Raw genomic sequence first — 17,930 nt, forward strand, 5'->3', positions numbered from 1 at the left:
CGGTTTGAGCTAGTGTTTATAGGCCCTCAGTTAGTAAAAAAGTGTTTTGTGGATTGCTCAAGTTAGTAAAAAATCGGTTTATTATAAGGTGAGTGTTCACTCAAAAAGCTAAAATCAGTCACTTATGGCCTTTATTTACAGTTTATAAAGCCATAAAAGTGCTAAAAAGGTTAAATAATGGGCTTTACACTAAGCTTGGTTAAACTCTGATCCGTAATTATAGCCAGCTAGTTAAATACTGATCTGTTGTGGGTAGCTACTTAACTGAACTGGTTAAAAGGTTTACTAAAGTATTAAACTGTAATGATAATTTTATTTTCTTTAATCAGAGGTTTTTGAGGAGTGGGGAGGAAACAAGGCAGCTTTACGCGCCCATAGCTGGCCTATTGCAAACAAATTCAATGCAGTTAACGTCAAAAAGTGACTAAAGCTAGCTTTATTACCCACAGACAGGTTACTTAATTATACGCATAAAAAAAGGGCCTTTCGGCCCTTTACGTAACACTATCTAGTTGAATTAGAATTGGTTCATGGTGTTATCTTCACCACCGGCTTTAAGCGCATTATCACCAGAGAAGTACTCTTTGTGTGTATCGCCAATGTTAGAGCCTGCAAGGTCTTGGTGCTTAACAGACGCTTGTTCGCGACGAATCTCTTGACGCTGTACATCACGTACATAAGCCAGCATACCTAAGTCACCAAAGTAACCTTCTGACAAAATATCCGTACTTAATGCTGCTGTATGGTACGTTGGCAATGTGATTAGGTGATGGAAAATACCGGCTTCACGTGCACCATCACGTTGGAAGTTTTGTACTAGTAAATCGGCTGCTACTGCAAGCTCGGTAGCATCCATTTCTGGTGCCATAAGGCCTTTATTGTCACCCAAGCTTGGGTAAGCGCTAAGGTCACGGCCCGCTTCTTGCCATTCTTGATACACTTGCTCACGAAACTTAAGTGTCCAGTTAAACGACGGTGAGTTGTTATAAACAAGCTTAGCATCTGGCACTTGCTCTTTAACACGATTAACCAGCTCAGCAATTTGCTTAACATGTGGTTTTTCGGTTTCAATCCACAGTAAATCTGCACCCGACTGTAGGCTAGTTACACAATCTAGTACTACGCGGTCTTTTTCTGTGCCTTCGCGGAACTGGAATAAACCATTATCAAGGCGCGTTGGTTTGCAAAGTTGGCCATTAAGCTTCATTGCAGTGTCGCCTTCATTTAAATCTTCAACACCGTTAATTGGCGTAGTTTCTAAAAATGCATTGTACTGGCTAGCTAAGTCACCTGGAGTTTGTGAAACCGGTACTTTTTGCGTTAGGCTGGCGCCTAGTGAATCGGTACGCGCAACAATAATACCGTTATCAATGCCCAGTTCTAAAAATGCGTAACGTACTGCGTTAATTTTAGCTAAAAAGTCTTCGTGCGGTACGGTTACTTTACCTGCTTGGTGGCCACATTGCTTAGCGTCAGACACTTGGTTTTCGATTTGAATTGCACAAGCACCTGCTTCAATCATTTTTTTAGCGAGTAGGTAAGTTGCTTCTTCGTTACCAAAACCGGCATCAATATCAGCAATAATTGGCACTACGTGCGTTTCAAAGTTATCAATTTTATCTAGTACCGCTTGTACGTCGCCGCCATTTGCTTTAGCTGCATCTAGGTCATTAAATAAATGGTCTAGTTCACGTGCATCGGCTTGCTTTAAAAAGGTGTAAATTTCTTCAATTAGTGCCGGAACTGAGGTTTTTTCGTGCATACTTTGATCCGGAAGCGGACCAAACTCTGAACGAAGTGCCGCAACCATCCAGCCACTTAAGTATACATAACTACGCTTAGTTGTTTTTTGATGGCGCTTAATAGCCATCATCATTTGTTGCGCAGTAAATCCATGCCAACAACCTAAAGACTGAGTGTACTGGCTTGTATCTGCGTCGTATGCGGCCATGTCTTCACGCATAATGTCAGCAGTAAACTGTGCAATTTCTACCCCAGTACGAAAGCGATTTTGTAAACGCATACGTGTTGCATATTCAGGGTTAATGGTTTTCCATGCACTACCTTGTTTTTTACAAAGTGTTGCTAATGTATCTGTTTCGCTTTTATATGTAGTCATAATTAAAATCCTTTGAACGGGGTAAATTATTATAGTGTTATGAGAGTGACTGCTTTAGTTGCTCTGCAGCGCTTAATTAAACATTAGGCTTATTTTTCAGATTTAGTAAATTTATAGTTGTTATTGCGGCTATACATATCATGAATGAGCAAAATGCACTCAACCCCTCTTTTTTACGTTATGGTTACACTACGCACACTAAAATTTACAATATCGCGACCGTTTAAGGATTATTAAAATGCCCCATACTCTCACTCACTCAGGACTCAGCGTAGACAACCAACTAGCTGATTTTGTTAAAAACCAGCTATTACCTGGTACACATTTAAATGAGCAGCAATTTTGGCAGCGCTTTGCGCATATTGTACAAACATTAACGCCAGTAAATAGAGCTCTACTTGCTAAACGCGAACAGCTACAACAGCAAATTGATGAGTATCATCTGGCTAATAAAAGCTGGGATAAAGCCCAGTACCAGACGTTTTTAACCGACATAGGTTACCTTGTAAACGAACCTGAAAATTTTAGTATTGAAACAAAGAATGTTGAGCCCGAAATAGCACAAACAGCGGGACCACAGCTAGTAGTGCCGGTAAGCAATGCACGCTTTGCACTTAATGCTGCAAACGCACGTTGGGGTTCGTTATACGATGCCCTATACGGCACTGATGTACTAAGCGAAGAAGATGGTGCCGAAAAAGGCCGTACTTATAACTCAGTTCGTGGCTTTAAAGTAATGGCATACGCGAGACAGTTTTTAGATAAAGCCTTGCCACTAGAAAACGGCTCGCATATAGAGAGCACTAATTATTCTGTTGTTGACGGTGCGCTGTCAATTACTCTACGCGACAGCTCACAAACCAAACTAAAAAAGCCTGAACAATTAGTGGGTTACCAAGGTGAAGCACAAAATCCTAGCGTTATTTTGCTCAAAAATAATGGCCTACACCTTGAGCTACATATAGATCACCATCACCCAATAGGCCAAGCAGATAAAGCTGGCTTAAAAGATGTAGTACTTGAAGCTGCACTTACCGCTATTATGGACTGCGAGGATTCTATAGCTGCGGTTGATGCAGAGGATAAAGTACAAGTTTATAAAAACTGGTTAGGTTTAATGCAAGGCAACTTAGTTGAATCGTTTAAAAAAGGCGATAACACAGTTGAACGTACCCTGCAAAGCGATCGCCAATATACGGCGCTAAATGGTGAAACCCTAAGCTTAAAAGGCCGCAGCATGATGTTTGTGCGCAATGTAGGCCACCTAATGACCAATCCAGCAATTACCGACGTAAGCGGTAACGATGTGTTTGAAGGCATTATGGATGCCATGTTTACTGCAACAGCGGCGCTGCATGATTTAAATTCTAGCAGTGCGCTTAAAAACTCCAGTGCGCAAAGTATAAATATTGTAAAACCTAAAATGCATGGTCCTGAAGAAGTGGCATTAACTAACACGCTATTTAACATGGTTGAAGAAGCACTTGGCTTAGAAAAAAACACCATTAAAATGGGCATTATGGATGAAGAGCGCCGTACTTCAGCTAACCTAAAAGCCTGTATTCATGCAGCAAAAGAGCGTGTAGTATTTATTAATACCGGATTTTTAGATAGAACAGGTGATGAAATTCATACCTCAATGCACGCCGGTGTGGTACTGCCTAAAGCCGCTATTAAATTAGAGCCGTGGATCAGCGCCTACGAAGATCGCAACGTAGACATTGGTTTGGCTTGTGGCTTAAGCCATAAAGCACAAATAGGTAAAGGTATGTGGGCTATGCCCGATAAAATGGCATTAATGATGGAGCAAAAAATAGCTCATCCTAAATCAGGTGCTAATACCGCGTGGGTGCCCTCCCCCACTGCAGCAACTCTGCATGCCATGCATTATCATGATGTAGATGTATTTAGCGAGCAGCAAAGCATTGCTAAGCGTGCTATTGCCAGCCTAGATGAGCTACTTACCCCGCCATTAATGGACGAGCCTGAGCTACTTAGCAAAGAAGATATTAAAACCGAGCTTGAAAACAACGCCCAAGGTATTTTAGGTTATGTAGTACGCTGGATTGACCAAGGGATTGGCTGCTCTAAAGTGCCCGACATAAACCACATTGGCCTTATGGAAGACAGAGCAACACTGCGTATTTCAAGCCAACATATGGCTAACTGGCTGCATCATGGTATTTGCAGCGAGCAACAAATTAGATCAACCATGGCCAAAATGGCAAAAGTGGTAGACGGCCAAAATGAACACGACAGTGCTTATAAGCCTATGGCAATTAGTGAGCAATCACTTGCTAATAATATTGCCTACCAAGCTGCACTAGCCTTAGTGTTAGAAGGAGCTAAGCAACCAAGTGGCTACACTGAGCCTTTATTGCACAGCTACCGCTTAAAATATAAAGCGCAGCAAGGTACTTAACACTTAACTTCAAGTAATAAAACACCCTAGTTAGCATACAAAAACCAGCCAAAGTGCTGGTTTTTATTTATTTGCCAAAAATACCAGCCAATATTAATAACTAAGGTGAATGGCTAACATTCATCTTAGTAGCCGTTATTAGTTTTTAACCACAAAAAAGCGCGTTTTGCTTACACAAAACACGCTTTTTCTAAAATTATTACCGCTTTAATATACAGCTTTAATTAGTTTTTGATGATTGCGTTGTGATAAATATTTTGTACGTCATCACAATCCTCAAGCATAGTGATGAACTTATCAAAGTTAGCAATTACTTCTTCATCTGTAATTTCAATATGCACTTGCGGGACAAAAGTAATTTCGTCTACTTCAAAATTAATGCCTTCAAACGCCTCTTCAAGGGCTGTTTTAGCTTTAAAGTATTCTGTATGTGGGGCAAACACCGATACTTTACCGTCTTCTACTTCAACATCGGTTACATCAACGTCAGCCATCATTAGTGCTTCTAACACAACTTCGTCGTCATCGCCTGAAAAACCAAGCACAGCAAAATGATCAAACATATGCGCTACACAACCCGGTGTACCAATTTTTGAATCTGTTTTAGTAAAAGGCAAACGTACATCTTTAATAGTACGATTTGGGTTATCGGTTAAACAGTCAACAATAACCATACAATTTCCAGGGCCATAACCTTCGTAACGTGCAGTTGAGTAATCCTCCCCTGCTCCACCGGCGGCTTTTTCAATTGCTTTTTCGATAACATGCGCAGGCACTTGATCTTTTTTTGCCTTTTCGATTAAGCGGCGCAAAGTTTGGTTTACATCTGGGTCAGGTTCGCCGTTTTTAGCTGCAACGTAAATTTCTTTGCCGTATTTTGAATTTACTTTAGTTTTTGCGTTAGCCGTTTTAGCCATCGAACTTTTACGAACTTCAAATGCTCTGCCCATCATGTACCTCTAATGAATACGTTAAACTTGTCGACATTTTACCAATTCAAAACGTATTGGGCTAGCACCACGTTAATATATAACGTTTATAACACCACACTAATTACATAAAAAAATAAACAAAGCGCTATTTAACATAACACAACTTTTTGTGCGTAATTGTCAATTAAAGTAACTAACTGCGTAAAATCATGTAATACATAATCGGCCTGGCTAGCATAACTAGGAGTAACATCGGGGGCGTATAAACATGCACGCATATTGGCATTATGCGCTGCCTGAATATCATATAAAAAATCGCCCACATACAATAAATTACTTGGGCTCATATTCCACAAGGTAGCAATATTATTTAATGCACTCGGATCGGGTTTTGCTGGCGCGTCACTTCGGGTAAGTACTATTTCTATTGGCAGTGGATTATTTTGTAACTTAATAGCGGCCGCTTTGTCAAAATTGCGTGTAACTATCGCCATTGGAATGTTTTTAGCTTTAAGGGCATTTACAGCCTCACTCACACCGGGTAACATTTTGGCATGTTGAGCGTCGAGTAACTCATGCTGATGTACAATATTCATTGCCTCTTCGCGCATATATGCTGAAGGCAATTGGGCAATATAATCGAGTAAGTCTTGCTCACACGGGCACCCTATTTGCGCTTTAATTAATGAAAAATCTAATTCTGATGACACTAAAGTGCCATCTAAATCAAAAATCACACCTTTAATCGCTTCAATCTGCATTTATATATCCTTCCTTGTATTTAATACCCATTGAATTAAACCCTATATAAAAATAACTTCATCGTTTATAAAACTAAATCACTGATGAATAACAAAATTTATATACCTAACCTGACCTCTGGTTAAGAGATTTACTAACATACTAAATCATAGTTATATTTAAATTTATTTTCTCTAGCCAGAGATTTTCAGTGAAAATAAGGCGAATTTACGCGTCAATAGCTGGCCTATTGCAAGTAAATTCAACGCAGTTAGCGCTGAAAGTAGCTGCTTGAGATAGATTTATTATCCAAAGTTCAGGTTACCTAGCTTGCTAAAAAGCACACTAATATACAAGGTATATTAACGTAATTTAGTATTAAGTCGATCAGAAAAACGGGAATGAAAATAACAAAAACGCGCACAGTGACTGTGCGCGTAGTTTGTAGGATTATTGTTGCTCAAACCTTGCTTCAAGCCAAGTATCGTCTTGAGTAAAGTTTAAGGTTTTTATTTTTCCTTGTCCTTCAACGTTAACCATATTAACTTGCGAAGGCCATAAGTCGCGCAGTGCACCGTTACTCATTTTAATTCCTGCAATTTTTACCGGAATTGGCGCTTCTTGGTAAACCCAAAAAAACTTGCCATCAACTTGTGCTCCTACAAAGTTAAGCGGCAGTGGTTCACCGTTTAACGTTTGTAGCGCAACATGCGACTCTACATACTTAGCAAAGCGTTGTTGATCTATTTTATTGCTAATAATATCAACCTTACCTTTAAATAAGTGCGCCACAGCATGCTCAGTATCGTGCAAATAAAAACGATGCATTAGCTCAATATTATTAGTACGTTTATTAAAAAGCACAGTAGTAACAGACGACTTTAATTGATGCGCCATGCTAGGCGCAGCAATTAATAAACCAACAATAATTAGCAATATGCGCATTATTGTTGCTCCTCACTGCTGTTATTTTCGTCGCCTTTAGGTTCGTCTTTTTTAAGCTCGGTTTTAATATCTTGCATAATATCGCGGCTTACTTTTGCTTTGCTCTTTTCTTTTTTAAATACTTCTATGCGTGATGGAATAATACGACGTGGGTAGTTATTATTTTCAATATCTACGTCAGCCGTTTCCCAGCGCGGATCGATAGTAACCGACACCAGCGATTTATTTTTGTCAGTCACTATTAATTTTTGCACATTTTTATAATTACGACGCCAAATTTCGGCCGCAATATAACGCTCTTCTTTGCTGCCATCTTCAAAAGTCAGCTCTAATAAAATAGGCATTACTAAGCCGCCTACGTTAGAAAACTCCATTACGTAGTAGTTTTGGTCTTCTTTTATTGCACGCTCAAGCGTTTTACGCTCCCACGGCTCTAAGCCCTTTAAAAACTTGTTGTACGCGTTGCGTTCTTTATTAGTAACGGTAAAACGGTCGTTTTCGTCATAAAAGTCGGTAACATCGGGATTTTCTTCTACCCAGGTTTTTTTACCTTGTGCGCGGTTACGCTCTACAAACAGCGAAGTTGGCTTATTTGCTTCAATATCGCGCAATCGACTAAAATCAATATCAGGGTTTTTAGTGTCTAAACGCAGTTGATATACCTTATCTAAAGCAATATCTACGTGATCTGTGGTAAAAAACCAACCACGCCAAAACCAATCTAAATCAACACCCGAAGCTTCTTCCATAGTACGAAAAAAATCAGCAGGGGTAGGGCGCTTATACTTCCAGCGCTGAGCGTATTCTTTAAACGCAAAATCAAACAGCTCTCGGCCTAAAATAACTTCACGTAAAATATTAAGTGCTGCAGCGGGTTTAGTGTACGCGTTAGGGCCTAAACGCAATACGCTGTCTGACTGGGTCATTATAGGCACTTGAATTTCTGACTTCATATACGCCACTATATCGCGCGGCTCAACGCCCCATGGAATGCTCGGATCCCACTCTCGCCCTGCAACACCGTCTAAAAAGCTATTTAAACCTTCATCCATCCAAGTCCATTGGCGCTCATCTGAGTTTACTATCATCGGAAAGTAAATATGACCCACTTCATGGATCACTACACCGAGTAAAAATCGTTTTTCTGCTTGAGAGTAAGTACGAGTTCCATCATCTTGCAGCTTAGTGCGCGGGCCATTAAAGGTGATCATTGGGTATTCCATACCACCAACAGGGCCATTTACTGACTGCGCGGTTGGGTATGGGTAATCAAATGAATACTTTGAATACACTTCCATAGTGTGAATAACAGCTTCGGTTGAATATTTTTTCCATAAATCGCCCCCTTCTTTAGGGTAAAACGACATAGCCATAACCAATGGCTGCTCATCACCGCCTTGCTGATAGCCTTTAGCATCCCACATAAATTTGCGTGACGACGCCCAAGCAAAGTCGCGTACGTTATTAGCTTTAAAGTGCCACGTTTTAGTTTTATCTGTACTGGATTTTTCGTTATCGAGCGCTTCTTCTTCACTAACAATAAACACAGGGCGTTTAGCATTTTCGGCTTGCTTTAAACGTTTGCGTTGCTTGCTCGTTAATACGCTACTTGCGTTATTAAGCTTACCCGTTGCCGACACGATATGGTCCGCAGGTACGGTAATTTCAACATCGTAATCACCAAACTCTAAGGTAAATTCGCCGCCACCTAAAAATGTTTTATTAGTCCAAGCTTCGTAATCAGTATAAGCAGCTAAACGCGGAAACCACTGCGCCACTAAAAATATATCGTTACCATCTTTTTCAAAGTGCTCATAGCCCGAGCGTGCGCCTACTGCATCTTCTTCAACTAAGTTAAACGCAAAGTTCATGCTAAATTCGGCTTCTTTACCTGGCTTTAACGGCTTATTTAGGTCAATGCGCATTAAGGTATCAACTACGGTTACACGTAATTCGTTGCCATTGTCATCTTTTACATTGCTAATTGTATATCCAAGCTCGTTGTCGCTCATAAATTGTTGGCGACGTAGGTCGCCTAAACTTAACTTGGCGGGTTTATCGGCTGGTAAACTTGTTAAAGTACTTTTAAACGTTTGCGTAGTTTCTGCAATTGAATCATTTTTAAAAACGTTTTGATCTAACTGTAACCATAAGTACTTTAATGTGTGTGGTGAATTGTTTTTATATTCTATTTTTTGGCTACCGCTTATACGGCGCTTTTTTTCGTCTAATTGTACGTCAATATCGTAATTAACGCGTTGCTGCCAATAATTTTCGCCAGGTTCTCCGGCAGCACTTCTATAAACATTTGGTGTTGGCAATGCTTCGTCTAGTTGACGAAACTTATCGATATAGCTGCCTTTGGTTTGCTCAATAGCAGACGCTAAAACAGTGCTCGACATTGCTATTGGCAATATAACCGCACTTAGCGTATAAATTATTTTTTTCATTATTAAACCTGTTAGATTTTAGTGTGCGCACTTTGACAAAATTATCGTTTTTCTTCAATAAAATAACGATAAAGTGCGACTTTTTCAGGCTAGTTTTCACTATTTTTTTACAATTAAAGCGCATTATTCTTTTAGATAAAATTAATTAAACGTGAATTAAAATAATAAAACTGTAAAGGGGCTTTACAGTTTGTCGTTTTAAATAAAAATAATTGCCAAATATCAGCTAAAAATAACGGCTTACAGCTACTAAATCTCCCTCTGTATTTTGGCTTCAAAGGTAGCCAAATGTAATTATTTAGCAAAAAAGTTAATCCCTTTGTATGAGAAACCGCCAATAGTGAAGTTTAAGGTTGATCTTTGTATCCATTTGTACTTAGAATCGCCCACTTTTTTCATTTGAGGGTAATTTAATATAATTATTTTCAAATATGTTTATTAATATTTTAGTGTTGAAAAGTGTGGTGGTGTATGGATTTTTATGTTCTAAAAAAGCAGCAAAAACTAATTGCTATTCCAGCAGACGCGCAAAACTGTAAGCAGTATTTAAACTCAGGTTATTTGTATATTGACAAAGTGGCCGCTTGTAACGAAAAAAATGCATTGAAAGCGTTACAAGCTAAAAAAGCCAAAGCAATTAAACTGCCGTTATTTATGGCACTTTTAGCCTTGCCTCTTATTTATGTTGGTTGGTTTAGCTTAGGAGCTAGCTAAAGCCCATTCACCCTAGCAAGATGAGCCTATAAGGTTGCATCTTTAACTGCCTTGGGTATATTGGCGCTCTTACGATTTTTTAAGAGCGCTACATGAAAGTTCTGCACACTTCTGATTGGCACCTTGGCCAACAATTTTATGAATATGACCGTCGTCATGAACACCTTCCTTTTTTCACTTGGCTGTTAGCCACTCTCGTTGAGCAACAAATAGATTTACTGCTCGTTGCTGGCGATATTTATCATACTGCAACCCCCAGTGCTAGCGCCGAGAATCAACTCTATCAATTTATTAAAGATGCCAAAAAGCAGTGCCCTAATTTACATGTAGTAATTATTGCTGGGAACCACGACTCTGCAAATCGTATTTTAGCCGCGCAACCGTTACTCGCTCAATTTGATACCCATGTTGTAGGGCGTTTTGAGGCAACAGCAGCGGCTGATACCGTAATCACTATTAACACTAACAAAAAATGCGCTGTAATCGTTGCCATGCCATTTTTGCGCGCAAGCGATGTAACTACACTCAGCCAAACCAAAAGCGGCCCTAGCTATGCCCAAGGCGTTAAAAAGGCATATGAACTTGCCCTTGAGCATGCAGCTACTTTACAAAGTGAAAATACCCCGTTAATTGTTATGGGGCACCTTCATGCTAAAGGCGGCGATATATCGAGTGACTCTGAGCGCAACTTAGTAATAGGCGGCGAAGAAGCCATATCTGCCAACGTATTTGGTAAACAAGCACACTACGTTGCGCTGGGGCATTTACATAAAGCGCAGCAAGTTGCTAAAAATGAATGCATTAGATACAGCGGTACGCCAATTCCTATGTCGTTTTCAGAGCGAAATTACAGCCACCAAGTAAATGTAGTTGAATTTAATAGCGATGAAAAACAGCAAATTAGTGTAACTGTAAACCCCCTTTACATTCCTCGTTTAGCCGATGTAATAGTTTTACCAAAAGGGGAGTGCGTACCATTAGCTGAGCTATGCGAGGAAATTAAAGCCCTCGACACCACAGCCAATACAATAGCACCCTATTTACGGGTAAAACTTAAATCTAGCGATACCGACACCACCTTCAGAGAACAAATAGAACAAGCTCTTGAGGGTAAACATATTCGTTTTTGTGGCATAGAGCGCGTGCGTGAACAAGCAGCTAACAATGAAGGCGGCGCAGTATTTGAAGATTTAACTGAAGTTGAAATGCTCAACCCACTTAATTTATTAGAACAAGCATTTGCAAACGACAAAGATATGCACGGTGAAAGCGTACCCGACGCACTAAAAAATCTATTAAACGATGTTATTAACGAACTAGAGGAGCAACAGCAACTATGAAAATAACCGCAGTGCGTATTCATAACTTAGCTTCTATTGTTGATGCCGAAATAGACTTTTTAGCAGCCCCGCTAAAAGACGCCGGATTATTTGCAATTACCGGCGATACCGGCGCAGGTAAAAGCACTATTTTAGATGCTATTTGCTTAGCTTTATATGCTAAAACCGCAAGGTTAGGTGGCGATAGAGGCAATAAGGTAGAGTTTCAAGGCGACAGCATTAGGCTTAATGACGCACGTAACTTACTTAGACGAGGAACGTCTAATGGCTATGCTGAAGTTGACTTTGTAGGGCAAGACAAAGAAAGTTACCGAGCGTGTTGGAGCGTTAATCGCTCGCGAGGCAAAAGCGACGGCAATTTACAAGCAGCACAGCATACGCTTCATTTATTACCTGATGATACGTTAATTTCATCAGATAAAAGTAAAACAGTAAAACAAATAGAAGCCAAAATAGGGTTAACCTTTGATCAGTTTTCGCGCGCGGTGTTATTAGCGCAACACGAATTTGCCGCGTTTTTAAAAGCCACCGGCGATGAGCGCGCACAGCTTTTAGAATGCTTAACCGGTACCGATAAATTTAGCCGTATTGGTGTACGTATTTTTGAGCGTAATAAAGAACTAAAAGAAAAGTTTGAATTACTCCAAGCGAGTTTAGCAAGTTACACATTACTAAGTGAGGATGAATTAGCCGCTAAACAAACTTCGCTTAATGAATTAAAACTGCAAATTGAACACACTAAAAAAACCTTAACAACTACAGAGCAAAATTTAAATTGGTATAAACAAGCCAATACGCTTGAGCAAGCACTTAAACAAGCACAGCAAAACCAGCAACAAGCGCAAAACGAGCTTAATGCTATTGCTCAGCAAAGTGAGCAAGCTAAACAAGCACAAAGCGCACTTGAAATTAAAGATAACCGCAGTCGCTTTAAAAGTTTAACAGCTCAAAATATTGAGTTAAGTACGAAAGTAAGTGACTTAAAAAGTATAGATCACACTGCAATAATTACTGCGCATACTAATACGCTTAGTAAGCACCAAGAGATATTACAAACAGCTAAAGAACAAAAACAAACTGCTGAGCCTATTATTGCTAAAGCGCGCGAGCTCGACAGTCAATTAGCTATTCAAGCACAAACCATTGCAAGCCTTACCCAGCAAAGCGAAAAAGAGCAATTACAATTAAACGATTTGCAGCAGCAATTTAAGCAAAGCCAATCTGTGCTTGATGAAGCTACAAAATTAAGTGCCCAGCATCAACAGTGGTTAACTACGCACACACAATTAAAACCTTTAGCCAATGATTGGAATTACTATCAGCACAGTTTTAATCAGTTTTTAAACGCAACTGAGCAATTTAAAACAACGGCACATCAAAACCAAAAATTAGTGGCTGAGCAGGCTAAGCAAGCGACGCTTTTAACCACGCAAAATGCAAAGGTTGAGTCACAAGAACAGCTACTTGCTAGTGAGCAAAAAAATCTTAACCAATTAAATGAGCAGCAACGCCAATTTAATATTGAACAGTGCGATGCAAAACTTAAAAATATTGATTACTTAAAAGATCAACGCGAGCGCTATAAACAGTTTAATCATGAACTAAAATACAGCACACAACAGCAAACACGCGTTGCAGAAAAACTTATCCAAAGTGAGCAAGCGCAAAACGCATTATTACAAAATTTGGCTTCGTGCGAGCAAACGCTTAAGCACAACGAATACACGCTTAGCCAAGCACGCCTTCGCGCCAGTGAAAATGTAGAACACTTACGTACACAACTTGCTCCTAACGAGCCATGTTTAGTGTGCGGTGCAACTGAGCACCCATATGCAAGCACTCAAAACCAGCAATTAAATAACTTAATAGCCGATTTTGAAACAGCGTATAACAATGCAAAACAGCAACGCGATAGCGCCCAAACCCAGCTGCATCAGCACCAAACACAACATGCTGTGTTAGTGGCCGAGCAAACGCAACATGGCCAAGCAATACAAATTGCACAGGCTAAGCAGCTAGAAATTAAAACGACCATGCAAGACGCTCGCACCGAGCTTAACGAGTTAACAACCGAGAAGCTTGATGAAACCTACAAGCAACTCAGCGAGCAAAAAGCCCAGTATTTTGCAGTACAAACACAGCTGCGTACCTTACAAGAAAAAGTAAATCAGCAGCTTAATGCTTTAAAAACCGAGCAACACGCGCAGCAGCAATTACAAAACCAGCATGTTGAGTTAACTAATCAGTTAAACCAATTAAGCAGTAAACATAACGAGCTAAGCGTACAAATAAACGAGCTAAGCGCAGCGCTTAACGCGCAATTTGAACACAGCGATTTTTGGCAGCAGCTGCAAAGTGAATCGCTTACCCTACGCGATTTAAACAAACAGGTTAAGCAATACCAGCAAACACTAACGCAGCTTGAGCAAAGCCAAAAACAGCTCGACAGTGCAAACCAGCAACTACAGCAATTAACGCCATTAATGACTAAAAGTGAGCACGCACTTAAAGCATTAAATGACGATTTAGCCAAAGCGCAGCAACAGCAAAATATTACGCAAAGCCAGCGATTAGCTTTATTTAATAATGAGCAAATAAGCGCAAGCGACTATCAAGCCAAACTAGCCATGCAGCTTGAGCAATGCCAAACACAGCTAAATGCCAGCCAACAAGCGCACGATAACGCAATTAAACAGCGCGACGAGCATGCCATAACACTTAAAAATGTTGAGCAACGCTTGCAAGAGCACGCCCAGGAGCTAACCTGCCTTGAGGCACGTTACTTAGAGTGGTTTACTGACTTTAAAGCGCAACATAGCGATGCAACACACGAACAGGTCACTATTTTACTAACCTTAAGTAGCGAGCAAATTAAAGCGCACTTAAAACAGTTTGAACAAGTATCACAAACGCTAACCGATACAAATGCAGCGCTTAAACAGCAACAAAAATCGTACACTGAGCATCAAAATACTGACAAGCCTTCAAAAAACCACGATGAGTTAACTGAGCAGCTAAATGTATTAAATACCCAGCAAACAGAGCTACAAAATAGCTTGCTCGCCACTAATACCGCTATTGAGCAGCACAACCAAAATGCTAAAACGCTCAAAGGCAAACAAGCTGAGTTAACTACGCTTAAAACGCAAGTTGATCAGTGGCATTTACTTAATAAAGTATTAGGCGATGCAACCGGTAAAACCATGCGTAATTTAGCGCAAACGCAAACTTTAAAAATACTGCTGCACTATGCAAATAGTCATTTAAAAACCCTTAATAAACGCTATGAATTAACCGCTATTGAGCACTCTTTAGATATTGCTATTATTGACCGCGACATGGCCGATGAGCAACGCTCTGTAAATACGCTCTCTGGTGGTGAATCATTTTTAGTCTCTTTGGCGCTGGCTTTAGGGCTTGCTTCATTGTCGTCAAACAAAGTACAAATCAATTCTTTGTTTATTGACGAAGGGTTTGGTACGTTAGACAGCGAAACGCTCAGTGTTGCAATGGATGCACTTGATTCATTACAAGCACAAGGGCGAAAAGTAGGTGTTATATCGCATGTAAGCGAAATGAGTGAGCGCGTAGCAACACAAGTCCATGTGGCTAAAAAGCCGGGCGGTTATTCTAGCGTAGAAATTGTGTGATATTAATTTATATTGATAACACCCATTGTATTTATGATCCCCAAAAAACTTGGGGTCTATAAAGGAAGTAATAATGCCAACATTTACAGATGATCAAGCAACACAATACGATAGCCGCATTACGCGACTAGTACCAGGCTACGAGTTATTGCATCAACTAACTAATGCGCAACTGCAAGCCACATTAAAAGATAACGCACATATTTTAGTGGTAGGGGCGGGGACTGGCAAAGAGGTAATTGAATTAGCTAGCATTAATCCAACATGGAAGTTTACCGCACAAGATACCTCAAACGACATGCTTAGTGTTGCTAGCGATAAGTTTGCTGAGCAAGGAATAAGCGATAGAGTAACTGTACATTGCGGGCCTTTAGAAAAACTTAAAACTAAAGCCGATGCAGCCTTATGCTTATTAGTGCTACAGTTTGTAGAAGATAATGGCGATAAAAAGCAAGTTCTTAAAAACATTAAAGCAAGTCTGAACAAAGATGCTGCGCTGTATATTGCTGATTTAATGCGCCCAGAAACCTTATTTGAGCGTGATGCCCAGCTTTTAACTTGTGCAAAACTAGGCTTAGGTGAGGCTGGACAAACTCATATTCGTCATAGCCTAGAAAATGAATTTTATCCGTTAGATCGCATGCGTTTTAGCGAGCTACTGCATGAGTGTGGATTTAGCACTATTCCTAAATTGTACTTTAAAGCGCTAGGTTTTAGCGGCTATGTAATTTAGTAACTGCTTAACTTAGTAACTTAGTAACTACACCACTTAGTAGCTAAGCTTTAAATATTAAACAGCCCCGCCTAGCGCAGGGCTTTTTTAATGGGGTATATAATTAAAAATGCAGGTTTCGGGCTCGAACAATATCTTTCATCACAATGGTTGAGGTTAAACGTTGCACGCCTGGCAGCGCCGATAGTTTATCATCGTATAATTTTTGAAACGCGCCTAAATCTCTAGTCACCACATGTATTAAATAATCAGGTGTACCAAACAAACGCTGCGCATTAGTTATTTGTGGAATATCTTCAACTGCTAATTCAAGTTTAGCCAACGATGCTTTATCACCTTCTTTAATAGTAATAAAAACCAACGCAGAAAAATTAAGCCCTACTTTTTCTGGAGAGATCTCCGTCCTGTAGCCCACAATAGCTTTGGTTTTTTCTAATTCTTTAACTCGGCGGTGACATGGCGAAACACTAAGCCCCACGCGATCTGCAAGTTCTGAAAGAGTGAGTCGGCCATCAACTTGCAGCTCAGCAAGAATTTTCCGATCTATGCTATCCATATTCAATTATTTCCTAATAATGGCGTTTAATAAGGTAAAATATAGTATTTTTTCCCCATAAGAAAGCAATAAAATAAGCTCCCAATTATTTTAGGTTATTGTTGATGGATATTAATGTTATTTTTTCTTTTTGGCTGGTGTCAATATTGTTTGTACTTACCCCTGGTGCTGATTGGGCGTATACCATAAGCGCAGGAATTGCGGGAGATAAAATTATTCCGGCAGTTTCAGGGCTCTTGTTAGGCCACCTTATTGCCGCGCTGATTGTAGTGGTAGGTTTGGGTGCTATTTTAGCTTCACATGTGATGTTAATGAAATTTTTAACCTTATTTGGCGCACTGTATGTTGTTTGGATCGCGGTTTCGCTTTATAAAAACCCGCCAGTACCCGCAGTATATAATGGCGCTGCTAGTGAATTAGGCGAAACACCATTAAAGTGGATGAAAAAAGGCTTTATTATTAGCGGGTTAAATCCTAAAGTAATGCTGCTATTTTTAGCATTATTGCCACAATTTGTATTTCCGACCTTTTCATTTTCGATCACCGAGCAGCTGTTAGTATTAAGCGTAATTCATTTAATTGGCTGTGGCTTTGTATATTGGTTTATTGGTGTTAGCGCCCGAAAAATATTAAGCAATAACCCGGCACTTGCGATTAAATTTGGTCGACTTTCTGCCATTATATTATTTATTTTAGGCTCTTTAATGCTGTTTGATAGCGCACAAAAGCTACTAGTACACTTACAGTAATACACGCATAAAAAATAAAGCCTAAGCAGTACTTTAAACACCGCTTAGGCTTTTTTATTACTAATATTATCTTGCCCTCAAATATATTTAAAAACGTAGGTCGGTTAAGCGAAGCGCCACCCGACGGGCGAATATCAGCATTACTTCAGATCATTGTTATATCAACTTAAAATAGTTCTCACTTAACACTCAAAGCCAAAAAATTAAAATGACACCCACTCTAATTATTAATCCCTTCAGTCTTTATCTAAACAAACATTGCTAGGCTTAAAAGCATCCTTAATTTTTAAAATCCCTCTGCTTATTCAAATAACGCTGTATTAAACTGCTTTTTTATTCATTTTTAGGCATGCGAAATACTGTGCTTTCACAGTGAGAGGGAATTACGGAGAGTTTTTGAAGTGAAATTTTAAGCCAGTAGCTTTTCGCAGTTACTAACGTTGGTGCGCCGCTTTCTATTTAGGTGTTCGCAGTATCCTTCGTGTGACGCTGGGCGACCTACTGCACCATGAAATACGCGACTAAATTGTGTGGTGAGTTTTAGCCAGTTTTCGGGGGTAATGTTTACTCTTTGTAACA

12 protein-coding genes and 1 pseudogene are annotated in these 17,930 nt (G+C 39.8%); 6 read left to right on the forward strand and 7 right to left on the reverse strand.

Annotated features, from left to right (window positions below):
* Positions 1–517 precede the first annotated feature (517 nt).
* Positions 518–2,119 (reverse strand): isocitrate lyase, encoded by a 1,602-nt coding sequence (locus tag I6E78_RS09725; protein WP_011329704.1) that lies wholly within the window; start codon positions 2,117–2,119, stop codon positions 518–520.
* Positions 2,120–2,357: 238 nt separating this feature from the next.
* On the opposite strand from I6E78_RS09725, the gene I6E78_RS09730 reads away from it, so the two are divergent.
* Positions 2,358–4,541: a malate synthase G gene (locus I6E78_RS09730; RefSeq protein WP_197182372.1), complete on the forward strand. Its 2,184-nt coding sequence runs from the start codon at positions 2,358–2,360 to the stop codon at positions 4,539–4,541.
* Positions 4,542–4,765: 224 nt separating this feature from the next.
* Here I6E78_RS09730 and I6E78_RS09735 read toward each other — a convergent pair whose 3' ends face one another.
* The 4 genes from I6E78_RS09735 to I6E78_RS09750 form a co-directional block, all read right to left on the reverse strand.
* Entirely contained in the window at positions 4,766–5,491 is a 726-nt protein-coding gene (locus I6E78_RS09735; RefSeq protein WP_011329702.1) for a YebC/PmpR family DNA-binding transcriptional regulator, read from the reverse strand.
* Positions 5,492–5,622: 131 nt separating this feature from the next.
* On the reverse strand, positions 5,623–6,234 hold the full coding sequence (locus I6E78_RS09740) for an HAD family hydrolase (protein ID WP_011329701.1): 612 nt from the start codon (positions 6,232–6,234) through the stop codon (positions 5,623–5,625).
* Positions 6,235–6,664: 430 nt separating this feature from the next.
* Positions 6,665–7,159, reverse strand: a complete 495-nt coding sequence (locus tag I6E78_RS09745) for a DUF6702 family protein (RefSeq protein ID WP_086995497.1) — start codon at positions 7,157–7,159, stop codon at positions 6,665–6,667.
* Positions 7,159–9,609, reverse strand: coding sequence for a M1 family metallopeptidase (locus tag I6E78_RS09750; RefSeq protein WP_197182373.1), 2,451 nt, complete (start codon positions 9,607–9,609; stop codon positions 7,159–7,161). The genes I6E78_RS09745 and I6E78_RS09750 overlap by 1 nt, the downstream gene beginning before the upstream one ends.
* Positions 9,610–10,080: 471 nt before the next feature.
* Here I6E78_RS09750 and I6E78_RS09755 point away from each other — a divergent pair, with 471 nt between their 5' ends.
* The 4 genes from I6E78_RS09755 to I6E78_RS09770 all read left to right on the forward strand — a co-directional run bounded on the left by I6E78_RS09755 (position 10,081) and on the right by I6E78_RS09770 (position 16,046).
* Complete coding sequence (locus I6E78_RS09755; protein ID WP_011329698.1) at positions 10,081–10,323, forward strand: hypothetical protein; 243 nt, start codon at positions 10,081–10,083, stop codon at positions 10,321–10,323.
* Between the two features lie 92 nt (positions 10,324–10,415).
* On the forward strand, positions 10,416–11,663 hold the full coding sequence (locus I6E78_RS09760) for an exonuclease SbcCD subunit D C-terminal domain-containing protein (RefSeq protein WP_197182374.1): 1,248 nt from the start codon (positions 10,416–10,418) through the stop codon (positions 11,661–11,663).
* Complete coding sequence (locus I6E78_RS09765; protein ID WP_197182375.1) at positions 11,660–15,313, forward strand: AAA family ATPase; 3,654 nt, start codon at positions 11,660–11,662, stop codon at positions 15,311–15,313. The genes I6E78_RS09760 and I6E78_RS09765 overlap by 4 nt, the downstream gene beginning before the upstream one ends.
* A 73-nt stretch (positions 15,314–15,386) precedes the next feature.
* Positions 15,387–16,046 (forward strand): class I SAM-dependent methyltransferase, encoded by a 660-nt coding sequence (locus I6E78_RS09770; RefSeq protein WP_086995509.1) that lies wholly within the window; start codon positions 15,387–15,389, stop codon positions 16,044–16,046.
* 103 nt (positions 16,047–16,149) lie between these two features.
* Here I6E78_RS09770 and I6E78_RS09775 read toward each other — a convergent pair whose 3' ends face one another.
* On the reverse strand, positions 16,150–16,602 hold the full coding sequence (locus I6E78_RS09775; protein ID WP_011329694.1) for an Lrp/AsnC family transcriptional regulator: 453 nt from the start codon (positions 16,600–16,602) through the stop codon (positions 16,150–16,152).
* A gap of 104 nt (positions 16,603–16,706) precedes the next feature.
* On the opposite strand from I6E78_RS09775, the gene I6E78_RS09780 reads away from it, so the two are divergent.
* The gene (locus I6E78_RS09780) at positions 16,707–17,351 is read left to right on the forward strand and encodes a LysE family translocator (protein WP_011329693.1); all 645 of its coding nucleotides are present in this window, start codon (positions 16,707–16,709) and stop codon (positions 17,349–17,351) included.
* A 409-nt stretch (positions 17,352–17,760) separates the two neighbouring features.
* Here I6E78_RS09780 and I6E78_RS18665 read toward each other — a convergent pair.
* Positions 17,761–17,930 (reverse strand): annotated as a pseudogene (locus tag I6E78_RS18665) (transposase); the annotation flags it as partial.

It is taken from the genome of Pseudoalteromonas sp. NZS127, from assembly GCF_015864805.1.
GTDB classification, from domain to species: domain Bacteria; phylum Pseudomonadota; class Gammaproteobacteria; order Enterobacterales; family Alteromonadaceae; genus Pseudoalteromonas; species Pseudoalteromonas nigrifaciens.

What these genes read in the sequence shown, in the direction of transcription:
- I6E78_RS09725 (WP_011329704.1), bottom strand. Translation starts at nt 2,119, where the DNA reads ATGACTACATATAAAAGCGAAACAGATACATTAGCAACACTTTGTAAA.
- I6E78_RS09730 (WP_197182372.1), top strand. Translation starts at nt 2,358, where the DNA reads ATGCCCCATACTCTCACTCACTCAGGACTCAGCGTAGACAACCAACTA.
- I6E78_RS09735 (WP_011329702.1), bottom strand. Translation starts at nt 5,491, where the DNA reads ATGGGCAGAGCATTTGAAGTTCGTAAAAGTTCGATGGCTAAAACGGCT.
- I6E78_RS09740 (WP_011329701.1), bottom strand. Translation starts at nt 6,234, where the DNA reads ATGCAGATTGAAGCGATTAAAGGTGTGATTTTTGATTTAGATGGCACT.
- I6E78_RS09745 (WP_086995497.1), bottom strand. Translation starts at nt 7,159, where the DNA reads ATGCGCATATTGCTAATTATTGTTGGTTTATTAATTGCTGCGCCTAGC.
- I6E78_RS09750 (WP_197182373.1), bottom strand. Translation starts at nt 9,609, where the DNA reads ATGAAAAAAATAATTTATACGCTAAGTGCGGTTATATTGCCAATAGCA.
- I6E78_RS09755 (WP_011329698.1), top strand. Translation starts at nt 10,081, where the DNA reads ATGGATTTTTATGTTCTAAAAAAGCAGCAAAAACTAATTGCTATTCCA.
- I6E78_RS09760 (WP_197182374.1), top strand. Translation starts at nt 10,416, where the DNA reads ATGAAAGTTCTGCACACTTCTGATTGGCACCTTGGCCAACAATTTTAT.
- I6E78_RS09765 (WP_197182375.1), top strand. Translation starts at nt 11,660, where the DNA reads ATGAAAATAACCGCAGTGCGTATTCATAACTTAGCTTCTATTGTTGAT.
- I6E78_RS09770 (WP_086995509.1), top strand. Translation starts at nt 15,387, where the DNA reads ATGCCAACATTTACAGATGATCAAGCAACACAATACGATAGCCGCATT.
- I6E78_RS09775 (WP_011329694.1), bottom strand. Translation starts at nt 16,602, where the DNA reads ATGGATAGCATAGATCGGAAAATTCTTGCTGAGCTGCAAGTTGATGGC.
- I6E78_RS09780 (WP_011329693.1), top strand. Translation starts at nt 16,707, where the DNA reads ATGGATATTAATGTTATTTTTTCTTTTTGGCTGGTGTCAATATTGTTT.